Below are 22,491 nucleotides of genomic sequence, written 5' to 3'. Positions count from 1 at the left end.
CGCCTCCGCGCCCCCGCGGACGACTGTTTGAGGAGGAACAGCCCGTCATGCCCCCGAAGTCGTCCTTCACGAGTCCCGCCCCCGCCGCCCGCCCGGTCGTCGTCCTCGACGGCCACGGTCTGCCGGTCGCCGACGTGGTCCGCCTCGCGCACGCCGAGGCCCGGCCGGTGCCCGGCACCGACGCCATGAAGCGGGTCGAGGAGTCCTGGGACGCGGCCCGCGAGATCGCCGCGTCGGGCCGCGTCTACGGCCGCTCGACCGGCGTCGGCGCCAACCGCAGCGAGGACGTGCCCACCGAGGCCGCCGCCGACCACGGCCTGCGGCTGCTGCGCAGCCACGCGGGCGCGATCGGCGACGAGCTGCCGGAGCGCGAGGTACGGGCGATGCTCGCGGTCCGCGCGAACCAGTTGCTGGCGGGCGGCGCGGGCCTGCGCCCGACCGTGGTCACGGCCCTGTGCGAGGCGCTGGAGAACGGCGCACACCCGGCGGTCAACGAGTTCGGCTCGGTCGGCACCGGCGACATCGCCCCGCTGGCCCAGATGGGCCTGGCGCTGGCGGGCGAGCACCCCTGGCGCGGCAAGGGCACGCCCCCACAGCCGCAGCCCCTCGACAACAACGACGCCCTCGCGCTGATCTCCTCCAACGCCCTCACCCTCGGCCAGTCGGCACTCGCCCTGCACGAGCTGCGGACGCTCCTGACGGCCACTCAACTCGTGGCCGCCATGAGCCTGTTGGCGGTCGACGGCTCCTACGAGGCGTACGCGCTGCCGGTGCACGAGGCCCGCCGCCACAAGGGCTCGTACGACGTGGCGGCGAACATGCGCGCCGCGCTCGGCGCCGACGAACGCCCCACCCCGCCGCTCGGCCGCATCCAGGACCCGTACGGCTTCCGCTGCGTGCCGCAGATCCACGGCCCGGCGCAGGACGCGGCGGACTCCCTGGAGAACGTCCTCACGGTCGAGATCAACGCGGCCGCGGAGAACCCCCTCATCTCCCCCGCGGACATGGCGGCCTACCACCACGGCGGCTTCTACATGGCCCAACTCTCCCTGGCCCTGGACCACTTCAGGCTCGCGATGACCCAGGTGGCCCGCCTCTCCACGTCCCGCCTCTCCACCCTGAACGAACCGGCGTTCACGCGCCTGCGCCCCTTCCTCGCGGACGGCGAGGCGGCGGCCTCGGGCGTGATGATCCTGGAGTACGCGGCCGGCGGCGCCCTCGCGGACCTGCGCGCCTTCGCGGCCCCGGCGTCCCTCGGCCACGCGGTCCTGTCCCGGGGCGTCGAGGAACAGGCCAGCTTCGCCTCCCTGGCGGCCCGCCAGACGCTCCGCCTGTGCGCCGCCTACCGCCAGGTGGTCGGCTGCGAACTCGTCGCGGCCGTACGGGCCTTGCGCCTGCGCGACCTGCGCCCCGACCCGGAACTCCCGGTGGGCCGCGCGTTCGCGCTGGCGGACGCGGAGCTCCCGCAGGAGACGGCGGACCGGCCGCTCACCCTTGACGTGGAGCGGGCGGCCGCACTGCTGGAGCGGTTCGCGGGGTAGCCGACCGCCCCGCTCCCACCGGGGCCTTGGTGGCCCACGGCCGCGGATGCGGCACTGGAGAAAAGCGCTCCGGCGGCCGAGACCGAAGCGACGGCGCATGCGCCGCCCCGGAGCCGACGGTCTCGGACCGTTCCACCGCGCCCTAGCCCCCGCCCCGGCCGCCGACCCGCCCCGCACCCCGCTGTGGCCCCGCACCGCCCGTACCCGCCGCGTCCCGCGCCGCCGGCCACCCCCTGGCGCCCCGCACCCGTCATGAATAGGCTCATACACATCTCAGCCCCGATGAATGACCCAGCGGGGCCCGGACGGGGAGCCATGACCGAGCACACCGAACAGACCACCACCAGCGCCGCCACCCGGCTCCAGCACCTCTTCGAGGGGCACCGGCTCACCCCCACGCAGCGCCGTATCGCCCATTGCATGGTGCGCCGCGCGGCGGACGTGCCGTTCCTGTCCTCGGTGGAGCTGGCCGAGCTCGCGGGGGTCAGCCAGCCCTCGGTGACCCGCTTCGCAGTCGCCCTCGGGTTCGACGGCTACCCGGCGCTGCGCAAGCACCTGCGCGAGGTGGCCCCCGCCGAACCCGGCACCGCCACCAAGGCCAACGAGTACCAGCAGGCGGTGGAGGCCGAGATCGCGAACCTGCGCCACCTCGCCGGTCTGCTCGCCGACCCGGCCCCGGTGGAGCGGGCCGGCCGGCTGCTCGCCGCGTCCCGCCCGCTGCCGGTCCTCGGTCTGCGCGCGGCGGCCTCGCAGGCGTACGGATTCTCGTACTTCGCGGCGAAGGTGCACCCCGACGTCCGGCTGCTCGACGAGGGCGGCACGATGCTCGCGGACCGGATCGACGCGGCGGTGCGGGCGGGCGCCACGGCCCTGCTCTGCTTCGCGCTCCCGCGCCATCCGCGCGAGGTCGTCGACGCTCTCGCCCACGCCCGGTCCGCGGGCCTGACGGTGGTCACGGTCGCCGACTCGGCGTTCGCCCCGGTCGCCCGCCACAGCGACCTGCTGCTGCCCGCCGCGGTCGGCACGGGCCTCGCCTTCGACACGGCGTGCGCGCCGATGCTGCTCGGCCGGGTGCTTCTCGAGGCGATGTGCGACGGTCTGCCGCAGGCGCAGGCCCGCCTGGAGGAGTTCGACGTACGGGCGGCGGAGCGCGGCCTGTTCGTGGAGTGACCCCGCGCGCCGGGAAAGAGAGTTGCGCGGGGACCGCCGCACCCCCGTGTGACGGGGGGCGGGACGACGGCGGTCCCCGCGAGGGACGCACACAGCCGAGTCAGGGCCCGACTGTCACGTCCTGGGCGTCCATGGAGGTCCGGGAGCCGCTCCGGAGGTCCTTCGACGCCGCTCTGTGCCGAGTGGGGCGGGGAGCCGCTCCCGCCCCTTTCGACATCCCCAACTCTGCCGGTCGCGTGTTAAGCGGGTGCTGCGCGCACGTGACGCGCTCGTACCGTTTTCGCGAATCGCCGGAGGATCTCCACGCACCCCGCGATCAGCGCCGATTCCCCAACACGGGCCTATTAGTTCTTGGCCGGGGTCCGGCTCAGGCCACCCCGACCGACGCCTTGCCGTACGTGGGAAGCGACACGTCGTCGACCACCCACGCAGAAAACACTCACCTCAGCCCCGCTGGCCCATGGGCGGCGCCGAGGCCAACACATCCGCACAGACCTCACGACGCACTGCTAGGGCGCGTCCGGGCGATCCGGCAAGGCCTTCGCGATCGGGGCGTGGATGAGGTACTCGCCGAGGGCCCGGTTCTCTTTGAGGCGGTGAAGGTCGTCGGGGCCGAACCAGCCGTAGGCGGTGTGTTTGGACCATTCCAGGGCGGGGTGGCTCAGATCGCCGTCCACTTCGACGAGGAAGTCGGCCTCGTGCCGCAATCCGTCCCCGTCGTCGCCGGTCCACGTGGTGATCCCAAGGAGGCGCCGGAGGCGGCACAGACGCCAGCCGGTATCCCCCTCCACCTCGGCTGCGCTTCTGGGCGAAGGCGTGTCCGTTCCCATTGAGGATGACGGCCCCCGACCGCCCACACCTCGCCGTCGGCAGGCGTCGGGATCTTGACGTCGTCGTCCACGGTCACGCGACGCTGATCGTCTGACATGCCCTCACCGTAACCGCGGGGTCGGAGCGTGGCCCGAGGCAGAGCCTTCCCGAACGATGCGGGCACGAGAAGAGCGCGCCTGAGAGGCACGGACTCCGGTCGGCAGACAGCACCCGGGCGCGGATGTCCCAGCAGGCCCGGGCCGCCGCCGACGCGGACGGTGCGATCGGCCGGGAATCTCGCTGGACTTCACGGTGACACGGGCTCACCTGCACGCCGCCGAGTTGCCGCCCACCGGCACCACCGCCTCGATCCGGCTCCGGTTCAGGGACCGAACAGACTTGCTGTCTCAGTCCCCGAGGAACCACAGGTAGAGATGCTGTCCGTCGAGAACCTCCTGGGCCAGGTCCAGAAGCTCGCGCGCGAACTCTTCCGTGACCACGCCCGGGGGCAGACGCGGCACTTCGGCCAGCAGGGTGACCACCTGGCGGCTGTTGAGAACAGTGTCCGCATAGGGCAGCAGGTGCCCCATCATCGGAAACGCCGACTGGTCGAGACCCGCCAACTCCGGCCCCCAGACCACACCATGCCTGGCGCGAGCCTCGATCGTGCCGCTCTCGCTGCGGACCTGGACATTGATCATGCTTCGGCTCCAAGACTTCCGAAATCCGCCGGACAGGCCCTAATGGCGCGGTTTCCGGGGCCGCCTGTCCGGCCCTCGCCCCCGCACTTGCCGTGCCCGGAAGAACTCCAGGAACGGACCGGCATCCATGGCCTGCGCGTTGGCGATCTTCCGATAGGGATACGCCCGGTCCTCCCCGAAGGGCCAATCAGGGTCGGTCTTGGCAATCCTTCGCACACCCTCGCGGGTCATCGAGGACACGATGCCGAGCTGTACCAGCAAGGAAGCCCCGCTGGTGAACGTGACCAGGACGGGAACATCGATCTCCACGCCACTGCCCGTCGACGCCTCCGACATGGGTCCACCTTTTCCAACTAGTTGGCAGTATGCCAACTTCTTGACTACGGTTCTCCTCGTGCAACAAGCCTGGCCCATCCGCGCACGGAAGGCCCAGGAAGCGATCCACCTGCACCACCAGGAGGAACAGCCGTGGCCAATGCTATCGATCCACACTCTGACGAGAACGACGACAAGGGCATCGGCACCGCCCCCTTACGGCGCACACCGCAAGGCCTGCGCTGGTTCATCTACGTACGCGTGTCCACCGCCCGCGAGGTCATGGTCTCGCCGGACATCCAGGAGTTTGCCTGCCGCAGGCTCGTGGAGCGGGAAAACGGAACTGTCGTCCAGGTGGTCGCCGATCTCGACCTCAGCGGAGCGGACTTCGCGCACCGCAAGATCAACTGGATGATCGACCAGATCCGGCAAGGCCACGCCGACGGCGTCGTTCTCTACACGTGGGACCGGTTCGGGCGGAACTTCCTCGAATCCAGGGCCCGGCTACGGGAGCTCGAAGAAGATGCGGGCGGCGTCGCCCGTGCGGCCACCGAGGATGTCGATGCCTCGACGGACTGGGGCGCGTACAACCGCGACCAGTTGTTGCTCCTGGCGGAACTTCGCCGCAAGCAGATCTCCAAGAACTGGAAGGACGCCCAGGAACAGCGCAAGCGCACAGGGCTCCCCCATTCCGGGCGGGTCGTCTTCGGCTACCGCACCTGCCTGGACTGTCCGCCTCGCGGCCAGTGCGGGCCCTGCGCCGCCAAGGGGCCTGGCCGGCACTGTCGCTCCTGCCCTGCGCAGCAGCGATGCGAGCGGTGCGCCGACCGTGTACTCGTCCCCGACCCGGCCATCGCCCCCGCTTACCTCAAAATGTACGAGCGTGTCGTCTCCGGCGAGCCCTTGGACCGCCTGGCCAAGGAGATGCAGGAGCGGGGCATTCGCTCGACCTTCGGACGGAAGATCACCGGCAGCGGATGGCTGTCGATCCTGGACTCCGGTTTCGCCGCGGGCCTGTGCCGCTACCACTCGGAACAGCAACGCATCGACGCCAGGAAGGAGGGCCGCTCACTCAGCAGCAACAGTGCACCGTGGGCCTACGACATCTGGCTGCAGGGCAACCACGAGCCGATCGTCTCCCAGGACTTCTTCTGGAACCAGTACGTGCCGTGGCGCAGAGAACGCCACAGCGCCGCCAAGCCGCAGCCGGGAAAGACCCACCTGCTCACCGGACTGGTCTTCTGCGCCCACTGCGGCCAGCGCTGCCGCGCCGGGGTGGATCACCTGCGCGGCGGCGGAAACTACGCCCACATGCGGTGCGGGAGCGCCTTGCGGTTTCGTGGGGTGTGCCCTGGCACATCCGTCGCCATGCACACCCTGGAGCACAAGATCCATGACTGGCTGCCCGCCCAGGCGGCAGCGGGACCGGTCTCCCGCCGCCCCGTCAGCCAGGAACAGGACGACCGTCAGGGGCGGATGCTGGAGAGATTGTCATCGGAACTCGCGAAGGAGCAGCAGGCGCTGGTGCGCCTCCTTGACCTTTACGAGGATCCCGACGGCGGACTGAGCAAGGAGGACTATCTGCAGCGCAAGGCGAACCGAGAGGCACGCGCCGAGGTCATCCGCGAGGGCGTACGCCATCTGAAGGAGCAGCTGTCCCACGCGGCGCCGCCCTCTGCCGAGATCTTCGAAAGCCTCGCACGTCAGTGGGAACGAGCGGATCTCCCCCAGCTGCGCCCCCTGCTCATGCAAGTGGTTGCCAAGATTCTGGTCCGCCAGGGCAGCAGGTGGGATACGGACCGTGTGCTGATCGTGCCCACGTGGGCGGACGAAGCTGTTCTGGTCGCAGAATGGCGCACGCGATGGCCGGACAACGCCCGCGCAGTCGACGCACGAGTGGACACGTCGGAGATCTATCCCTGGCGTGGCCACGAACTCATCTGACGGGGCAGGGGATTGGGATGCCGCCCAGGTGAGAAAGGCAGTCCCCGGCAGCGCTCGCGCTTCGCGGTCACACCTGCACCGCGGAGCGCGAGCGCTCGGCTCACCGGCCCCGGAGGACTACGCGCCCGCGCTGGCGAACGCCAGGAGGTCCTGAGCGGTCAGCACCCCCACCGGCTCCCCGCCGTCCATGACCACGACGGCCGCGGAGTTCGCCAGGGCGGCGTTCAGCCGCGACAGCGGCTCACCGGCACCGACCGCCGGAAGGGCTGCGGACATGTGCTTCTCGATGGGCTCGTCCACGACTGCAGCCCCCGCGATCACGGCGGTCAGCAGTGCGCGCTCCGAGATGGACCCGACCAACTCGGCGGCCTTGATGTCCGCATGGGCCTCGTTGGAATCGCCCGGAGACTTGACCACGGGCAACTGCGAGACGCCATACTCGCGGAGCACCTGTACCGCCTGCCCGACCGTTTCGTCCGGGTGGATGTGCAGCAGCGACGGCATCCCGCCCTCCTTGGCCCGGAGAACAGCCCCCACGGTCGGCCCCGCCTCCTCCAGGAACCCGTAGGAAGCCATCCATTCGTCGTTGAAGACTTTCGAGAGGTACCCGCGGCCGCTGTCCGGCAGCAGCACGACCACGACGTCGTCGGGCCCGAGCCGCTCCGCCACTCGCAGCGCGGCCACGACCGCCATGCCGCAGGAGCCGCCGACGAGCAGTCCCTCCTCCTTCGCGAGCCGCCGCGTCATCTGGAACGAGTCCTTGTCGGAGACCGCGACGATCTCGTCGGCCACCTCACGGTCGTACGCCGTCGGCCAGAAGTCCTCGCCGACGCCCTCGACGAGATACGGCCGCCCGGAACCGCCCGAGTACACCGACCCCTCGGGGTCCGCGCCGACGACCTGGACCCGGCCCTCGCTCGCGTCCTTCAGATAGCGCCCGGTGCCGGAGATGGTGCCGCCGGTCCCCACGCCCGCGACGAAGTGCGTGATCCGCCCGTCCGTCTGCTCCCACAGTTCGGGCCCGGTCGAGTGGTAGTGGGAGAGCGGGTTGTGGGGGTTGCTGTACTGGTCGGGCTTCCACGCGCCCGGCGTCTCGCGTACGAGCCGGTCGGAGACGTTGTAGTACGAGTCCGGGTGCTCGGGGTCGACGGCCGTCGGGCAGACGACGACCTCGGCGCCGTACGCGCGCAGCACGTTGATCTTGTCGGTGCTCACCTTGTCGGGGCACACGAAGATGCACTTGTACCCCTTCTGCTGGGCCACGATGGCGAGCCCGACACCGGTGTTGCCGCTGGTCGGTTCGACGATCGTGCCGCCCGGCTTCAGCTCCCCGCTCTGCTCGGCCGCCTCGATCATGCGCAGCGCGATGCGGTCCTTCACGGAACCGCCCGGGTTGAAGTACTCGACCTTGGCCAGGACGGTCGCCTGGAGGCCTTCGGTGACTTTGTTGAGCCTCAGCAGCGGGGTGTTGCCGACGAGACTGATCATCGAGTCGTGGATCTGCACGGTCTACTCCGGATCTCCGGTTGATCTCCTGCGTGGGGATGCGGTCAGCGTATTGCGCCCACCGGGGCTTCATCTCCCATTGCGATTGGCCGACGGTGATTACGGGGCAATGAGTTCATGGAGCCGTAAAAGAGTCGCGTCCCGGACGCGTCTCCTCAGCACGTCGCAGACGTAGACGCAGACGCAGAGGCAGGTGGCCGCGGAACATGTCGAGCAGGGCGAGGGTGGCACGGCGGATCGCCGCGGGGGCGGCGTACGGCGGCGGCGGGATCGGGCTGCTCGGGGCGGCCGCGGTGGGGATCGTCCTCGCGGAGGTCCAGATGGCGCGCCGCCAGGTGGGCCATCACGGCCCCGATCCGGTGCATGTGCCGCCCGCGGACGGCCGGTACGGCCGGGTGTACGGCAGCGCGGACAGCACCCCGCTGCTGTTCGCCGTCCTCGGCGACTCCACGGCCGCCGGGCAGGGGGTGCACCGGGCCCGGCAGACCCCGGGGGCGCTGCTCGCCTCGGGGCTCGCGGCGGTGGCGGAGCGCCCGGTGGAGCTGCGCAACGTGGCGCTGCCCGGCGCCCAGTCCGACGATCTCGACCGGCAGGTGGCGCTGATCCTCGCCGATCCGGGCTGGCAGCCGGACGTCTGCGTGATCATGATCGGCGCGAACGACGTCACGCACCGGATCCCCGCCACGAAGTCCGTACGTCATCTCTCGGCGGCGGTACGCAGGCTGCGCACGGCCGGCGCCGAGGTGGTCGTCGGGACCTGTCCCGACCTGGGGTCGGTGGAGCCGGTGCAGCAGCCGCTGCGCTGGCTGGCCCGGCGCGCGTCCCGGCAGCTCGCGGCCGCGCAGACCATCGGCACCGTGGAGCAGGGCGGGCGCACGGTGTCGCTCGGCGATCTGCTCGGCCCCGAGTTCTCGGCGAATCCGCGCGAGCTGTTCGGCCCGGACAACTACCACCCCTCGGCGGAGGGGTACGCGACGGCCGCCATGGCGGTGCTTCCCACCCTGTGCGCGGCGCTCGGGCTGTGGCCGGAGGAGGAGCGTCCCGACGTCTCCCGCGAGGAGGGGTTCCTCCCGGTGGCGCGGGCGGCTGCGCGGGCCGCGGCGGAGGGGGGTACCGAGGTCACCGGGGCCATGCCCACGGGGCCCCGCGGCCCCTGGGCCCTCCTCAAGCGCCGTCGCCGCCGCCGAGTCCCCACCCAGGACCCGACCCCTACGGTCCCGTCCACCCACGGCTAGCCGCCTTGGGCAAGCCACCGCGCGCCCCGCCGCCTTGGGCAATCTGCCGCGCGCCGCGCCGCCTTGGGCAATCTGCCGCCTGGGGCTTTCCCGCCCCGGCCGGCTGCCGCGCCGCCGCAGGTCATTTGCCGCCCGCCACGGCCGCCTTGGGCAATCTGCCGCCATGGGCGGCAGGGTGGGCAAGGCGGCACCCCGGCGCGGGGCGAGCGCTCCAAGCGGCCTCCAGCTCGGTCCGGGTCGCACCATCGCCGGGTGCAGGCCCGGTGGGGGCTGGTCGCGCAGTTCCCCGCGCCCCTACGGGGCACGACCACCATCGGCGGAGCCCGCGGAACCCCCGGCCGGGCCCCTCACCCCGCACGATGGACCCCTGAACCCGCGGAGCGCTGAGCAAGCGCTTAGAAAAATGCGGCCGGAGTCACACACTCACGCCCGTGACCCGCGCCATACGTACGGGTAACTTCCCAGACGGTCCCCCTGAAAAGGTCCACGAACCCCTGGAGCCGTGATGCCCGAAGCAGTGATCGTCTCAGCCGCCCGTTCCCCGATCGGCCGCGCCTTCAAGGGCTCGCTGAAGGACCTGCGCCCGGACGACCTGACCGCCACGATCATCCAGGCGGCCCTGGCCAAGGTCCCCGAGCTCGACCCGCACGACATCGACGACCTGATGCTGGGCTGCGGCCTGCCCGGCGGCGAGCAGGGCAACAACCTCGGCCGCATCGTCGCCGTACAGATGGGCATGGACCACCTCCCGGGTTGCACCATCACCCGGTACTGCTCCAGCTCCCTGCAGACGACCCGCATGGCGCTGCACGCCATCAAGGCGGGCGAGGGCGACGTCTTCATCTCCGCCGGTGTCGAGATGGTGTCGCGGTTCGCGAAGGGCAACTCCGACTCGCTCCCCGACACCCGCAACCCCTTCTTCGCCGAGGCGGAGGCCCGCACCAAGGCCACCGCCGAGTCGACCGGCTCGACCTGGCACGACCCGCGCGAGGACGGCCTCGTGCCGGACGCGTACATCGCGATGGGCCAGACCGCCGAGAACCTGGCCCGCCTGAAGGGCATCACCCGCGAGGACATGGACGCCTTCGGCGTGCGCTCGCAGAACCGCGCCGAGGAAGCCATCAAGAACGGCTTCTGGGAGCGCGAGATCACCCCGGTGACGACCCCCGACGGCACGGTCGTCGCCAAGGACGACGGCCCGCGCGCCGGCGTCACGCTGGAGGGCGTCTCCGGCCTCAAGCCGGTCTTCCGCCCCGACGGACTGGTCACGGCCGGCAACTGCTGCCCGCTGAACGACGGCGCCGCCGCCCTCGTGATCATGTCCGACACCAAGGCCCGCGAGCTCGGCCTGACCCCGCTCGCCCGCGTCGTGTCGACCGGCGTCTCGGGCCTGTCCCCCGAGATCATGGGCCTCGGCCCGGTCGAGGCCAGCAAGCAGGCGCTGAAGCGCGCCGGGCTCGGCGTCTCCGACATCGACCTGTTCGAGATCAACGAGGCGTTCGCCGCGCAGGTCATCCCGTCCGCCCGCGACCTGGGCATCGACGAGGACAAGCTGAACGTGAACGGTGGCGCCATCGCCGTCGGCCACCCCTTCGGCATGACCGGCGCCCGCATCACCGGCACCCTGATCAACAGCCTCCAGTTCCACGACAAGCAGTTCGGCCTGGAGACCATGTGCGTCGGCGGCGGCCAGGGCATGGCGATGGTCATCGAGCGCCTGAGCTGACCTGAATCCGTCTACTCAATCGTGATCCAATCTCCCCCATGATGTGATCCGCATCATGGGGGAGAGCCGTTTACGCAGGTCAGCGCAGTACCCAGGCCATACCGGGGCTAAACGCCCGGCCAAAAGACCTGTCCAATTCGTGACGTAATGCACTGACAGCAGGTTCGTCCAGGCTTCAAGCTGATGTAGGAAGTCGGGGGTCGACTTGAAACCGGGAGTACGTCAGTGAGCGCCTTGCCTGCCACCCTCAGTGTCCTGCTGCTCGCCTCGGCCGCTGCCACGGCCGTCGGCGCTGTCACTCTGCACCATGTGCGGGGCCTGCGACGGCAGCTCGCGGACCTGAGAGACGAGCTGGCCGTGGACCGCGCCCGCACGGCGCCCTCCCCCACCGTTCCGGCCGCCCGCACCACCCCGGACACCGACGCGATACGCGCCGCCGTCGCCGACGCCCTCGCCGAGGAGCGGGAGCGCGAGCTGGCCGAGGCGCGGGCGTTCTGGGCGGCGCAGGAGGCGCGCGACACCTCCGACCTGCCCCCGTTCCTCGCGGGCGGCGCCCTGGGCGAGGAGTTCTTCATGCCCCGGCAGGCGGACTTCGCGGGCCTTGAGCCCGTCGTCGAGCCGGCCCTGGAGACCTCCCTCGAACCGGAGGAGGAGTTCGCCGAGGACTCCCCCGAGCTGGCCGCGGCCCGTCGCCGCCACCCCTCGCACCCCGACTTCGTGCCGGTCCAGTCGCCGGTCATCGGTGACCACGAGCGCACGGTGGAGTGCCTGGAGGAGCTGGCACGGGCCCGCACGGCCCTGGCCGACGTCCGCCCCGGCCCGCTCGGCACGCTCGACGTCTACGTCTTCGCCGACGGTACGACGCTGTGCATGACCCCGGGCCACCGCGAGACCGCGGAGCAGCTCGCCGACGCGCTGCGGGCGGGCGACACCCCGGTCCTGCTCGGCGGCTCCGGCGTCTCGGGCGCGTACGCCCTGACCTTCGAGTGCGCCTCGGGTTCCGTCTACATCCTCGCGGACCGCGTCATAGCCTCCGCCTGATCGTCGGCGGGCGCGGCCCGCGCCCGCTCAGGGGCGCGGGGAACCGCGCGCAGCAGGACCACGGGCCTGCGCCCGCCGACGAAAAACCCCACCCGGCAGCCGAACCGGCGCTACACCCCGGCCCGCTTCATCCCGGCCTCCACCATCTCGACGGCCCGCGCCAGGTCCTCGGCCCCCGCGTCGCGCAGCGCCACCCCGAGATCCCGCCCCGCAACGGTGAGTTGATCGGCGGCGGCGAACATCCCGGCGTCCGGCATCTCCCGCACCTCCGCCGTTCCCGGCGCCTCCAGCCGCTGCGCCCATCCGGAGAGTTCCCTGGCCAGGTCGAGCGCCGCCGCGGCAGCACCCCGCTGCAGCCGGCTCTGCGGAGCGGCCCGCAACCGATCGGCGAACTGATCCACTGCGGCCGTCAATGGCGTCGTATCAAGCACGCGGGCGACTCTAGCTGTTTACAAGGCCCCGATGCTCAGGCACGGTGACGTGAAGACCCGGCTACATCGAAGCGTTCCGGAGGCGCCGATGTCCCAAGTCTTCTCCGAGGAGACCCACCGCAATCTGCTGGCTCGCATCCCCCACTGCACCGGTCGTGAAGTCGCCGACTGGCTGCGCACCGTCGAAGAAGGTCCCTGCTTCCTTCGCTTCGAAGAGAAGGTCAGCTGGCTGCGCGGGGAGCACGATCTCGCGTACGGCCATGCCAAGGCGATCATCCACGAGTACGACCTGAGGCGAGCTGCCCGAAGGTTTGGCTAGCCGCCCGGCTTCTCCCCACCCACTACGGCAAGGGGCCCGCGCACCGTCCGGTGCGCGGGCCCCTGACTGCTGCCTGAGGCGGAGCTAGTCGTTGCCCTGCAGGATCGAGATGAGCCGCAGGAACTCCAGGTAGATCCAGACCAGCGTCATGGTCAGACCGAACGCGGCGAGCCACGCCTCTTCCTTCGGGGCGCCGTACGCGATCCCGTCCTCGACCTGCTTGAAGTCCAGGGCCAGGAAGCACGCGCCGAGCAGGATGCCGATGATGCCGAACAGGATGCCGAGCCCACCGCTGCGGAAGCCGAGGCCGTCACCGCCGCCGAAGACGGCGAACAGCAGGTTCACGGCCATCAGCAGGACGAAGCCCATCGCCGCGGCCATCACGAAGCCGTAGAAGCGGCGGTTGACGCGGATCCAGCCGGCCTTGTAGGCGACGAGGACGGCGACGAACACGGCCATCGTGCCGAGCACGGCCTGCATGGCCGCGCCGGGGGCGATGAAGGTGTCGACGATGTTCGAGACGACGCCGAGGAAGACACCTTCCAGGGCCGCGTACGCCAGGATGATCGGCGGGGACGCCTTGCGCTTGAAGGCCTGGACGAAGCCCAGGACCATCGCGATCAGGGCGGCGCCGATGGCGATGCCGTACGACTTGCCGATGTTGGCCTCGTCGACCGGCAGGAACGCCCAGGCGAGCGCCGCCGTGACGACCAGGATGCCGAGCGTGGTGCCGGTGCGCAGGACGACGTCGTCCATCGTCATGCGGCCGGCGGAGACCGGCGCCTGCGGGGCGCCGTACTGCACATCCTGCTGGGCGTAGGGGTTCTGCGCGTACGGGTTGCCGGCGGGGGCCTGCGCGTACGGGTTTCCCTGCGCCGTGCCGACAGCGGGGCCCCCGGCCTGCGGCTGCGCGTTGAACTGCGCGTAGCCGTTGTCGCGGCTGAACCCCCGTCGCGAGAAGACCGGGTTGCTGCTCCTCATTTCACTCCTCCGTGGCCACCGGATATGGCCTTGCCATCAAGAGTAATGGTCTGGCAAAGATCCGACCCTAGTGCTCAAGGAGGATCTTTCCCATCCTGTTACGAGGAACGTGGCAGGGGCCTGCGGTGTTCCGCCCACCGAGGGATCACAGCGGGAAGCCGGTGTAGCCCTCCGCGAGGTCGGCCTCGGCGGACTTCGCCGTGGTCACCCGGTCGAGCCGGGCCAGCTGGATCTTGTCGTCGAAGGCGGTCGCGTCGGGCGCGCGGTGCAGCATCGTCGTCATCGCGTAACTGAACCGCTCGGCCTGCCACACCCGCCGCAGGCAGGTCTCGGAGTAGGCGTCGAGGAGCGACGGGTCCCCCTTCTCCCGCTGCGCGACGACCGCGCGGGCGAAGGTGACGACGTCGCCGACGGCGAGGTTGAGGCCCTTGGCGCCGGTCGGCGGGACGATGTGGGCCGCGTCCCCGGCGAGGAAGAGCCGGCCGTGCCGCATGGGCTCATGGACGTAGGACCGCATCGGAGTCACCGACTTCTGCGTGATCGGTCCGCGGGCGAGGCGCCAGCCCGGATCGTCGACCTCCAGGCGGCGGTCGAGCTCGTCCCAGATCTCCTTGTCGGACCAGTCGTCGGCGCTCGTGCCCTCGGGAACCTGCAGGTACGCGCGCGTGACCGTCGGCGACCGCATGCTGAGCAGGGCGAAGCCGCGCTCGCCGCGGGCGTAGACCAGCTCGTCGTGGGAGGGAGCGACGTCGGCGAGGATGCCGAGCCAGGCGAAGGGGTACGTGCGTTCGTACGTGCGCGAGAGCTCCGCCGGTATCGCCTTCCTGGCCACGCCCCAGAAGCCGTCGCAGCCGACGACGTAGTCGCATGCGAGGACGTCCTCGCGGCCCTCGTGGCGGAACCGGACGCGCGGGGTGTCGCTGTCCGCGCCCTCCACGGCCAGCGCCTCCGCCTCGAACAACAGGGGCCCGCCGGCGGCGAGCTGAGCGGCGATCAGGTCCTTGCAGACCTCGGTCTGGGCGTAGACCATGACCTGCCGCCCGCCGGTCAGGGCGGGGAAGTCGACGCGGTGGCGGCGGCGGGCGAAGCGCAGCTCGATGCCGTCGTGCGGCAGGCCCTCGCGGTCCATGCGCGCGCCCACACCGGCCTCGCGCAGCACGTCGATGGTGCCCTGCTCCAGGATTCCGGCGCGCTGGCGCTGTTCCACGTAGGCACGGTCGCGGCTCTCCAGGACGACGGAGTCGATCCCCGCGTTGTGCAGAAGCCTGGCCAGGAGCAGTCCTGCCGGGCCTGCTCCGACGATGCCTACGGTGGTGCGCATACGGATCCTCTCGCTGCGTCGCGTGGACTCTGTTCGCGTGCTCGCCCCGCTCGCCACACGCGCAGTGTTCGCCTGGCGAACTTTCGTTCATCGAAGGGGCTCGTGCGGATCCTCCGCCTGTACGGCAGTGGTGTCAATGGGTCCGGGGCAGCACACCGGGCCTGATCTCGATCCGGACGCTGCTGTCGTCCTGGACGACGTACACGGGATCGGTCCTGCGCCGCCAGCCCACCGGCAGCAGGTAGTAGCGGTGGTCCCGCTCGATCAGCAGGCGCAGGCCCTGGTAGCGGTAGCGGTAGTAGGCGCCGCGGCCCAGGTCCTCGCCGCCCGGTCCCGGCGGCGCGATCGACAGCCGGTGCGTGCTCAGCACGACGACCGCGGGGCGGCGCACGATCAGCGCCGCGTCGGCGCGGGCGTCCGCGCGGCCGAGCTGCCCCGCGACCAGCGCGACCACCCAGATCAGGAACAGGCCCGCGAGCAGCAGCGAGACGGACCGCTCCCACGCCCCGCGCGGGCCCGCCGCGGCCGTCTGCCCGAGCAGCAGCCCGCCCGCGACGAGCAGCGGCGCCACCCAGCCGTAGGGCTGGATCCAGCGCCACAGGAGCAGCAGCAGCGCCCCGGCGGCCACCGGCAGCAGATGCGCGCGGGCCACCGCCCGCCCCGCCGCGCGCACCCGGTCGACGTGCCGCCGCTCCACCCGCAGCAGCGCCAGGAGCCGGGGCAGCGCGGGCGCGAGCAGCAGCAGGGTGAGCGCTTCGAGGAGCGGGAGGGTGGCGAGCCGCAGACTCCGCATGACCAGCTCGAAGGTGGAGAACCCGACGGCGAAGGTGTCCAGACGGAAGTGCCCGAAGTAGGCGTTGGTGTAGATGTACCCCGCGTACAGCATCAGCCCGGCGATGAACGACCCCGCTCCGACAACGGAGTTGAGCAGTTCGAGCCGAACACCGCCACCCGGCGCGGGGCGCCCGGGGGCGGGTGCGGGGGCGGGCGTCGGCGCGGGGGCGGGGTCCGGCACGGGGGCAGGGCCCGGCTCCGGATCGGGGCCCGGCGCGGGGGCGGGGCCCGGCTCCGGATCGGGGCCCGGCGCGGGGGCGGGGCCCGGCGCAGGATCGGGATCCGGCACGGGATCAGGGCGGCGCGGCGTCGGGGCCGATGGGCCGGGCGGGATCGACGGGCCGGGCGGCTCAGGCGGGCCCGACGGACCTGGCGGCTCAGGCGGGCCCGACGGGCCGGGCGGCTCAGGCGGGCCCGACGGACCTGGCGGCTCAGGCGGGCCCGACGGACCTGGCGGCTCAGGCGGATCAGGCGGGCCAGGCGGCTCCGGCGGATCAGGCGGGCCAGGCGGGGCCGACGGGCCAGGCGGCTCAGGCGGGCCCGACGGGCCAGACGGCTCAGGCCGGGCCGACGGGCCAGGCGGCTCAGGCGGGCCCGACGGGCCAGGTGGCTCCGGCGGGTATGCGGGCGATGGTGGTACGAGGCCGGTCACGGCGTGGCGCCGGGGTCCGGGGAGACGCCGGTGTCCGGGCTCGTGCTCACCGGTGCCGGGCACTGCCCGGTGACCGGGTCGGGGTCCGCCGAGCCCGCGCAGGCGGGAGGCGACGTGGCCGGCTCGCTGCCGCTGACGCCGGGGCCCGGCGTGGTCCACTGCGGGCCGGTGTCGGTCGGCGGCGGGGCGACGGACGGGACGCCCGGGTCCCCGGTGAGCGTCGTGGCCACCTGTCCCCCACCGGACCCACCGGACCCACCGGACCCACCGGCGCCGGCGTCCGAGACCCCCGTGGCCCCGGTGGCCCCGGGCGGCTGCGACGCCACGGAGCCGGTGCCGCCGCCCGCGGCGCCGCCGGCCCCCGGCGCCACCCCGCCCGAGTCGCCGACCCCGCCCGAGTCACCGGAACCACCCTGGACCCCGCCCGAACATCCGGCCGCGCCGAAGGCCAGCAGCGCGATCGCCGCCACCGCCGCACAGCGCAGCGACTCCTTGGCAGAACACCGCCCCATCGGACCGCTCCCCCGTACCCGTGCTCTCCGAAGTCAGCAGCGTCCCACCGCGGGCAGCAGCCGGGCACACATACCGATGGCAAACCCTCAAAACTGAGGGGTACGGGAAAGGAGCGGGAAGGGAAGCCGGAGGTGCCCGGAACCGGACTTGAACCGGTACGCCCGCGAAGGGCAGCGAGGTTTAAGCTCGCCGTGTCTGCATTCCACCATCCGGGCAGGCTGAGCGGCTCCGCGTGACCTTCCGAGACTATCCGGCGGCATCCCCCGATCAGCGGAACAACAGCCCGATGTTGTCTTATTTTATTGACGCCTGAGGGTGCATCAGACCATGACAGAGGCCATCCGCACTTGCCGGGGGCCCTTCCGGTGATGCGCGCCCTTGTTCGCGGATTGACGGAATTTCACCTCCGCCCCACGCCCGCCCCGCATCCGGTACGGCCGGTTCCCCTCAGGGTCCGGTGTCATCCCCAGGTATGACACCGCCTTCCCCGGTCCCCCCGAAGTCGCCCCCTCGAACGAGAACTGCGGCTGACTTCACGGACGCGATCGCACCGGACGATGGAACGGTCCCCAGCAGGCAGTACCCGTCCGACAGGAGCACTCTCCCGTGACCACCACCCCTCTCGCAGGCCGAACCACCACGGCGGCCGCACGCGCCACGGATCTCACCAAGGTCTACGGACAGGGCGAGACCCAGGTGGTCGCGCTCGACCGGGTCACCGTCGACTTCCGGCAGGCCGAGTTCACCGCGATCATGGGCCCGTCCGGCTCCGGCAAGTCGACGCTGATGCACTGCGTCGCGGGCCTGGACTCCTTCTCCTCCGGTTCGGTCCGCATCGGCGAGACCGAGCTCGGCTCGCTCAAGGACAAGCAGCTCACCAAGCTCCGCCGGGACAAGATCGGCTTCATCTTCCAGGCGTTCAACCTGCTGCCGACGCTGACGGCGCTGGAGAACATCACGCTCCCCATGGACATCGCGGGCCGCAAGGCCGACAAGCAGTGGGTCGAGAACGTGATCCAGATGGTCGGCCTGAGCGGCCGCCTCGGCCACCGCCCCGCGCAGCTCTCCGGCGGTCAGCAGCAGCGCGTCGCCGTGGCCCGCGCGCTCGCCTCCAAGCCGGACATCATCTTCGGCGACGAGCCCACCGGAAACCTGGACTCGCGCTCCGGCGCCGAGGTCCTCGGCTTCCTGCGCAACTCGGTGCGCGAGCTCGGCCAGACCGTCGTCATGGTGACCCACGACCCGGTCGCCGCCGCCTACGCGGACCGCGTGATCTTCCTGGCCGACGGCCGGATCGTCGACGAGATGCACCAGCCGACGGCCGACACGGTCCTGGACCGCATGAAGCGCTTCGACGCCAAGGGCCGCACCAGCTGACCTCTCCGCTGTGCGCTCCGACCCGTCGACCTCTTCCCTGGACTGAGTAGAAGCCCATGTTCAAAACAGCCCTGCGCAACGTCTTCGCGCACAAGGCCCGCCTCCTGATGACGGTGCTCGCCGTCATGCTCGGCGTCGCCTTCGTCTCCGGCACCCTCGTCTTCACCAACACCATCTCCTCCGCCCTGGAGAAGTCCTCCGCCAAGGGCTACGACCACGTCGACGTCGCCCTCACCCCCGGCTCCACCAAGGCCGAGGGCGACAAGGTCAGCAAGGAGGTCAAGCTCACCGACGCCACCCTGAAGAAGGCGCGGAGCGTACCGGGCGCCGCCTCTGCGACCGGTGTCGTCGGCGGGTACGCGGCCGTCGCCGACCAGGACGGCAAGCTCGTCGGCAACGGCTTCTCCACCAAGGGCGGCAACTACGCGGGCACCTCCGAAAAGGCGGACTCGCGTTACCCGCTCACCGACGGCACCGCCCCGCACGGCGCGCACCAGGTGGCCCTCGACGCCCAGACCGCCGAGAAGGCCGGGTACAAGGTCGGCGATCAGGTCCGGATGTCGGTCGACGGCCCCGTCCTGACCCCGACGCTCACCGGCATCTTCACCACGGACGACGGCGAGGTCTCGGCCGGCGGCTCGCTCGCCCTGTTCGACACGGCGACCGCCCAGCAGCTCTTCCACAAGCAGGGCGCGTACGACGAGATCGACGTGCGGGCCGCGGCCGGCACCAGCCAGGACCAGCTGAAGACCCAGCTCGACAAGGCGCTCGGCACCACCGCCGTGGACACCGAGACGGGTCAGCGGCTCGCCGCCGACCAGGCCGAGACGATCTCGTCGTCGATGAGCTCCATGAAGACGATGCTGCTGGTCTTCGCCGGTATCGCGCTGTTCGTCGGCATCTTCATCATCGCCAACACGTTCACGATGCTGGTCGCCCAGCGCACCAAGGAGCTGGCGCTGCTGCGCGCCGTCGGTGCCTCGCGCCGCCAGGTGACCCGCTCGGTGCTCCTGGAGGCGTTCTTCGTGGGCGCCGTCGCCGCCGTCACCGGCCTCGCGGTCGGCATCGGCATCGGCGCGGGCATGCGCTCCCTGATGAACTCGACGGGCGCGATCATCCCGGACGGGCCGCTGGTGATCTCGGCCGGCACGGTCGTCTCCGCGCTGGTCGTCGGCGTCCTCATCACGATGCTGGCCGCCTGGCTGCCGGGCCGCCGGGCCGCGCGGATCCCGCCGGTCGCCGCGATGAACTCGGTGCACGCCGCCGCGACCACCAAGTCGCTCGTGCTGCGCAACACGCTCGGCGCGCTCGTCTCCGCGGCCGGCGCCGCGACCGTGCTCGCCGCGACGACCATGAGCGGCGACAGCGGTCAGCTCCCGATGGGCGCGGGCGCGGGTCTGCTCGTCATCGGCGTCTTCGTCCTCACGCCGCTGCTGTCCCGCCCGCTGATCGCGGCCGCCGCCCCGGTCCTGCGCGCCTTCGGCATCTCCGGCAAGCTGGCCCGCCTCAACTCGGTGCGCAACCCGCGCCGCACGGCCGCCACCGCATCGGCGCTGATGATCGGCCTCACCCTGATCACCGGCCTCACCGTCATCGCGGGCAGCGTCCAGGGCGCCATCGACAAGATGGCAGCGGACTCCATCAAGGCGGACTACGTCGTCTCGATGGCGAACGGCAACCCGCTCTCCCCCGACGTCCTGAAGACGCTGAACTCCACGGACGGTGTCACCGCCACCACCGGCCTGACCAACTCGGCATCGCGCATCGACGGCAGCACCGAGTACCTGACCGGCATCAACGGCAGGACGGCCGACGAGCTCGTCGCGCTGTCGATGAAGGGCGGGACGTTCACGCTCGGCGGCACGAACGTCGTCGTCGACGACAAGACGGCGAAGGACCACGGCTGGAAGGCCGGCTCGTCCTTCACCACCACCTACGAGGACGGCAAGAAGCAGCGGCTGACCGTCGCGGGCGTCTACGAGCACAACGAGATGATGCAGGGCGTCCTGCTCGACTCGGCGACCCTGAACCCGCACATCGACGGGACCGTCACCGACATGCAGGTCATGGTGAAGACGTCCGGCGGCGCCACCGAGGCCAACCAGGACACGATCACCAAGGCGCTCGGTGAGAACCCGGCGATCCAGGTCCAGGACAAGCAGGACATCTCCAACAAGATCGCGCAGCTGTTCACGCTGATGCTGAACATGCTCTACGGCCTGCTCGCCATGGCGGTCGTCGTCGCCGTCCTCGGCGTCATCAACACCCTGGCCATGTCGGTCTTCGAGCGCCAGCAGGAGATCGGGATGCTCCGCGCGATCGGCATCGACCGCAAGGGCATCAAGCGCATGGTCCGCCTGGAGTCGCTGGTCATCTCGCTCTTCGGCGGCGTGCTCGGCATCGGCCTCGGCGTCTTCTTCGGCTGGGCCGCGGGGCAGCTCATCGGCACCTCGATGTCGACGTACTCGCTGATCCTGCCCTGGGGCCGGATGGCGCTCTTCCTCGCGCTCGCCGCGGTGGTCGGCATCCTGGCGGCCCTGTGGCCGGCCCGCCGCGCGGCCCGCCTGAACATGCTCGCGGCGATCAAGTCCGAGTAGCACAAGGGCAGTTACGCGAACGAGGGCGCCCGGCGATGTGATCGCCGGGCGCCCTCGCGCACGTAAGGGGACTAGTTCCAGGTGCGGGCCCGCAGCGGCATCGAGGAGGCGCCACTGGTCGGCGTCTTCACGGCCAGGATCTGGTTGACCCCGATGCGGTTGCGCTCGAAGCTCAGCGCGGAGGCGGCCATGTAGAGGCGCCAGACGCGGGCCCGCCCCGGGCTGACCAGCTTCTGGGCCTCGGTCCAGCGCGCCTCCAGGTTCCTGACCCACTGGCGCAGGGTCAGCGCGTAGTGCTCGCGGATCGCCTCGACGTCGCGGACCTCGAACCCGGCGCGTTCGAGCAGCCCGGCGGTGGTGCCGACCGGTGCCAGCTCGCCGTCGGGGAACACATACGCGTCGATGAACTCGTCCACCTCGTACGCCGCCTCGTCCTCCTGCGGCCGTCGCGCGATCTGGTGGTTGAGCAGCCGCCCGCCGGGCTTGAGGAGGGCGTACAGGTCCCGTGCGTACTCCAGGTACCGCTCGCGCCCCACATGCTCGGCCATGCCGATGGAGGAGATCGCGTCGTACGGACCGTCGCGCACGTCCCGGTAGTCCTGGACGCGGATCTCGACACGGTCGGTGAGGCCCTCGTCGGCGACGCGCTTACGGGCGTACGCGGCCTGTTCCTGCGAGAGGGTGACGCCGACGACGCTGACGCCGTGCTCGCGGGCCGCGTGGATGGCCATGGAGCCCCAGCCGCAGCCGACGTCGAGCAGCCGCATGCCGGGCTTCAGGCCCAGCTTGCGGGAGATCAGCTCCAGCTTGTCGCGCTGGGCGGCTTCGAGGCCGGCCTCGGGCGACTCCCAGTAGGCGCACGAGTAGACCATCGAGGGGCCGAGGACCAGCTCGTAGAAGTCGTTGCCGACGTCGTAGTGGTGGCTGATGGCCTGCTTGTCGCTGCCCTTGGTGTGCAGGTGGAGACGGCCGCGCCTGCGCATCTCCTCGGCGGGCGGGGCGGGCGGCGGACAGGGGCCGGCGAGCTTCAGCAACTCCTTGGCCCCGGCGCGCACTTCGGGGTCCTTGAGGGCCTCGGCGAGGCTTCGGCGCGGGGCGTCCCCTTCTTGCCGGCCCCGCTCCCAGATGAGCCCGGCCATGGCGTCGAGCGCCGCGTAGAGGTCGCCCTCCACGTCCAGGTCGCCGGCCACCCAGGCGCGGGCCAGGCCCAGCTCGCCCGGCTTCCACAGCAGGCGGCGCAGGGCGCGCCGGTGGCGCACTACGAGAACGGGGGCGTCCGGAGGCCCGGCTTCCGAGCCGTCCCAGGCGCGCAGGCGCACGGGGAGTTCGGTGCCGAGCAGCTGCTCGGCGAGGTTCTTCAGCCGCTGTGCGGCGTCCTGCATGGCGCACACCTCCGTGACGGATCCACAACAAAATCCCGGAACGGTCCAACACCACGTAAACACCAAGAGGCCGTCCGCGCAGTCCCGTTGCCGCG

19 protein-coding genes and 1 tRNA gene are annotated in these 22,491 nt (G+C 71.3%); 9 read left to right on the top strand and 11 right to left on the bottom strand.

The genetic code is table 11. The features are described 5' to 3' along the window. Positions 1–47 precede the first annotated feature (47 nt). Entirely contained in the window at positions 48–1,541 is a 1,494-nt protein-coding gene (locus J3486_RS35860) for an aromatic amino acid ammonia-lyase (protein ID WP_207827979.1), read from the top strand. A gap of 315 nt (positions 1,542–1,856) precedes the next feature. After that, positions 1,857–2,711 carry a MurR/RpiR family transcriptional regulator gene (locus J3486_RS35855; protein WP_207827978.1) on the top strand — a complete coding sequence of 285 codons (855 nt, stop codon included), beginning with the start codon at positions 1,857–1,859 and terminating at the stop codon, positions 2,709–2,711. 509 nt (positions 2,712–3,220) lie between these two features. Here J3486_RS35855 and J3486_RS35850 read toward each other — a convergent pair. The 3 genes from J3486_RS35850 to J3486_RS44490 all read right to left on the bottom strand — a co-directional run bounded on the left by J3486_RS35850 (position 3,221) and on the right by J3486_RS44490 (position 4,558). After that, a complete protein-coding gene (locus J3486_RS35850; protein ID WP_307805081.1) occupies positions 3,221–3,541 on the bottom strand; it encodes a hypothetical protein in 321 nt (106 codons plus the stop codon). A gap of 387 nt (positions 3,542–3,928) precedes the next feature. Next, the gene (locus J3486_RS35845; protein ID WP_207827977.1) at positions 3,929–4,222 is read right to left on the bottom strand and encodes a hypothetical protein; all 294 of its coding nucleotides are present in this window, start codon (positions 4,220–4,222) and stop codon (positions 3,929–3,931) included. Positions 4,223–4,261: 39 nt separating this feature from the next. After that, complete coding sequence (locus tag J3486_RS44490) at positions 4,262–4,558, bottom strand: hypothetical protein (RefSeq protein WP_229379132.1); 297 nt, start codon at positions 4,556–4,558, stop codon at positions 4,262–4,264. A gap of 132 nt (positions 4,559–4,690) precedes the next feature. Here J3486_RS44490 and J3486_RS35835 point away from each other — a divergent pair, with 132 nt between their 5' ends. Continuing rightward, complete coding sequence (locus J3486_RS35835; protein WP_207827976.1) at positions 4,691–6,481, top strand: recombinase family protein; 1,791 nt, start codon at positions 4,691–4,693, stop codon at positions 6,479–6,481. Positions 6,482–6,598: 117 nt separating this feature from the next. Here the strand turns inward: J3486_RS35835 and J3486_RS35830 are convergent, their stop codons facing one another. Next, entirely contained in the window at positions 6,599–7,987 is a 1,389-nt protein-coding gene (locus tag J3486_RS35830; RefSeq protein ID WP_207827975.1) for a cystathionine beta-synthase, read from the bottom strand. A gap of 206 nt (positions 7,988–8,193) precedes the next feature. Here J3486_RS35830 and J3486_RS35825 point away from each other — a divergent pair, with 206 nt between their 5' ends. From J3486_RS35825 to J3486_RS35815, 3 genes are all read left to right on the top strand, one after another. Next, positions 8,194–9,222 carry an SGNH/GDSL hydrolase family protein gene (locus J3486_RS35825; RefSeq protein WP_207827974.1) on the top strand — a complete coding sequence of 343 codons (1,029 nt, stop codon included), beginning with the start codon at positions 8,194–8,196 and terminating at the stop codon, positions 9,220–9,222. A gap of 505 nt (positions 9,223–9,727) precedes the next feature. Beyond that, entirely contained in the window at positions 9,728–10,948 is a 1,221-nt protein-coding gene (locus J3486_RS35820) for an acetyl-CoA C-acetyltransferase (RefSeq protein WP_207827973.1), read from the top strand. Positions 10,949–11,182: 234 nt separating this feature from the next. Further along, positions 11,183–11,989, top strand: a complete 807-nt coding sequence (locus J3486_RS35815) for a hypothetical protein (RefSeq protein ID WP_229379160.1) — start codon at positions 11,183–11,185, stop codon at positions 11,987–11,989. A gap of 110 nt (positions 11,990–12,099) precedes the next feature. Here the strand turns inward: J3486_RS35815 and J3486_RS35810 are convergent, their stop codons facing one another. Then, positions 12,100–12,420: a hypothetical protein gene (locus tag J3486_RS35810; RefSeq protein ID WP_207827972.1), complete on the bottom strand. Its 321-nt coding sequence runs from the start codon at positions 12,418–12,420 to the stop codon at positions 12,100–12,102. Between the two features lie 88 nt (positions 12,421–12,508). Here J3486_RS35810 and J3486_RS35805 point away from each other — a divergent pair, with 88 nt between their 5' ends. Next, the gene (locus J3486_RS35805; RefSeq protein ID WP_207827971.1) at positions 12,509–12,739 is read left to right on the top strand and encodes a DUF4287 domain-containing protein; all 231 of its coding nucleotides are present in this window, start codon (positions 12,509–12,511) and stop codon (positions 12,737–12,739) included. Between the two features lie 84 nt (positions 12,740–12,823). On the opposite strand, the gene J3486_RS35800 is transcribed toward J3486_RS35805, so the two are convergent. The 5 genes from J3486_RS35800 to J3486_RS35780 all read right to left on the bottom strand — a co-directional run bounded on the left by J3486_RS35800 (position 12,824) and on the right by J3486_RS35780 (position 17,255). Then, positions 12,824–13,720 (bottom strand): Bax inhibitor-1/YccA family protein, encoded by an 897-nt coding sequence (locus tag J3486_RS35800; RefSeq protein ID WP_207827970.1) that lies wholly within the window; start codon positions 13,718–13,720, stop codon positions 12,824–12,826. A 145-nt stretch (positions 13,721–13,865) separates the two neighbouring features. After that, the gene (locus tag J3486_RS35795) at positions 13,866–15,041 is read right to left on the bottom strand and encodes a 4-hydroxybenzoate 3-monooxygenase (RefSeq protein ID WP_207827969.1); all 1,176 of its coding nucleotides are present in this window, start codon (positions 15,039–15,041) and stop codon (positions 13,866–13,868) included. Between the two features lie 133 nt (positions 15,042–15,174). Continuing rightward, positions 15,175–16,056 (bottom strand): hypothetical protein, encoded by an 882-nt coding sequence (locus J3486_RS35790; RefSeq protein ID WP_307805078.1) that lies wholly within the window; start codon positions 16,054–16,056, stop codon positions 15,175–15,177. A gap of 467 nt (positions 16,057–16,523) precedes the next feature. After that, positions 16,524–17,039, bottom strand: coding sequence for a hypothetical protein (locus J3486_RS44830; protein ID WP_207827968.1), 516 nt, complete (start codon positions 17,037–17,039; stop codon positions 16,524–16,526). Between the two features lie 133 nt (positions 17,040–17,172). Next, positions 17,173–17,255: transfer RNA gene (locus J3486_RS35780), tRNA-Leu, on the bottom strand. Positions 17,256–17,646: 391 nt separating this feature from the next. Here J3486_RS35780 and J3486_RS35775 point away from each other — a divergent pair. Then, positions 17,647–18,417, top strand: a complete 771-nt coding sequence (locus tag J3486_RS35775; protein ID WP_207827967.1) for an ABC transporter ATP-binding protein — start codon at positions 17,647–17,649, stop codon at positions 18,415–18,417. A 56-nt stretch (positions 18,418–18,473) separates the two neighbouring features. Further along, on the top strand, positions 18,474–21,014 hold the full coding sequence (locus J3486_RS35770; RefSeq protein ID WP_207827966.1) for an ABC transporter permease: 2,541 nt from the start codon (positions 18,474–18,476) through the stop codon (positions 21,012–21,014). Between the two features lie 71 nt (positions 21,015–21,085). Here J3486_RS35770 and J3486_RS35765 read toward each other — a convergent pair whose 3' ends face one another. Continuing rightward, positions 21,086–22,396: a cyclopropane-fatty-acyl-phospholipid synthase family protein gene (locus J3486_RS35765; RefSeq protein ID WP_207827965.1), complete on the bottom strand. Its 1,311-nt coding sequence runs from the start codon at positions 22,394–22,396 to the stop codon at positions 21,086–21,088. Between the last annotated feature and the right edge of the window lie 95 nt (positions 22,397–22,491).

It is taken from the genome of Streptomyces sp. VRA16 Mangrove soil (assembly GCF_017377775.1).
GTDB lineage: Bacteria > Actinomycetota > Actinomycetes > Streptomycetales > Streptomycetaceae > Streptomyces.
The sequence above is the reverse complement of the archived record's forward strand: the minus strand, read 5'-3'. Positions and strand labels throughout refer to the sequence as shown.

What these genes read in the sequence shown, in the direction of transcription:
- J3486_RS35855 (WP_207827978.1), top strand. Translation starts at nt 1,857, where the DNA reads ATGACCGAGCACACCGAACAGACCACCACCAGCGCCGCCACCCGGCTC.
- J3486_RS35800 (WP_207827970.1), bottom strand. Translation starts at nt 13,720, where the DNA reads ATGAGGAGCAGCAACCCGGTCTTCTCGCGACGGGGGTTCAGCCGCGAC.
- J3486_RS35765 (WP_207827965.1), bottom strand. Translation starts at nt 22,396, where the DNA reads ATGCAGGACGCCGCACAGCGGCTGAAGAACCTCGCCGAGCAGCTGCTC.
- J3486_RS35770 (WP_207827966.1), top strand. Translation starts at nt 18,474, where the DNA reads ATGTTCAAAACAGCCCTGCGCAACGTCTTCGCGCACAAGGCCCGCCTC.
- J3486_RS35850 (WP_307805081.1), bottom strand. Translation starts at nt 3,541, where the DNA reads ATGGGAACGGACACGCCTTCGCCCAGAAGCGCAGCCGAGGTGGAGGGG.
- J3486_RS44490 (WP_229379132.1), bottom strand. Translation starts at nt 4,558, where the DNA reads ATGTCGGAGGCGTCGACGGGCAGTGGCGTGGAGATCGATGTTCCCGTC.
- J3486_RS35820 (WP_207827973.1), top strand. Translation starts at nt 9,728, where the DNA reads ATGCCCGAAGCAGTGATCGTCTCAGCCGCCCGTTCCCCGATCGGCCGC.
- J3486_RS35795 (WP_207827969.1), bottom strand. Translation starts at nt 15,041, where the DNA reads ATGCGCACCACCGTAGGCATCGTCGGAGCAGGCCCGGCAGGACTGCTC.
- J3486_RS35845 (WP_207827977.1), bottom strand. Translation starts at nt 4,222, where the DNA reads ATGATCAATGTCCAGGTCCGCAGCGAGAGCGGCACGATCGAGGCTCGC.
- J3486_RS35805 (WP_207827971.1), top strand. Translation starts at nt 12,509, where the DNA reads ATGTCCCAAGTCTTCTCCGAGGAGACCCACCGCAATCTGCTGGCTCGC.
- J3486_RS35825 (WP_207827974.1), top strand. Translation starts at nt 8,194, where the DNA reads ATGTCGAGCAGGGCGAGGGTGGCACGGCGGATCGCCGCGGGGGCGGCG.
- J3486_RS44830 (WP_207827968.1), bottom strand. Translation starts at nt 17,039, where the DNA reads ATGGGGCGGTGTTCTGCCAAGGAGTCGCTGCGCTGTGCGGCGGTGGCG.
- J3486_RS35860 (WP_207827979.1), top strand. Translation starts at nt 48, where the DNA reads ATGCCCCCGAAGTCGTCCTTCACGAGTCCCGCCCCCGCCGCCCGCCCG.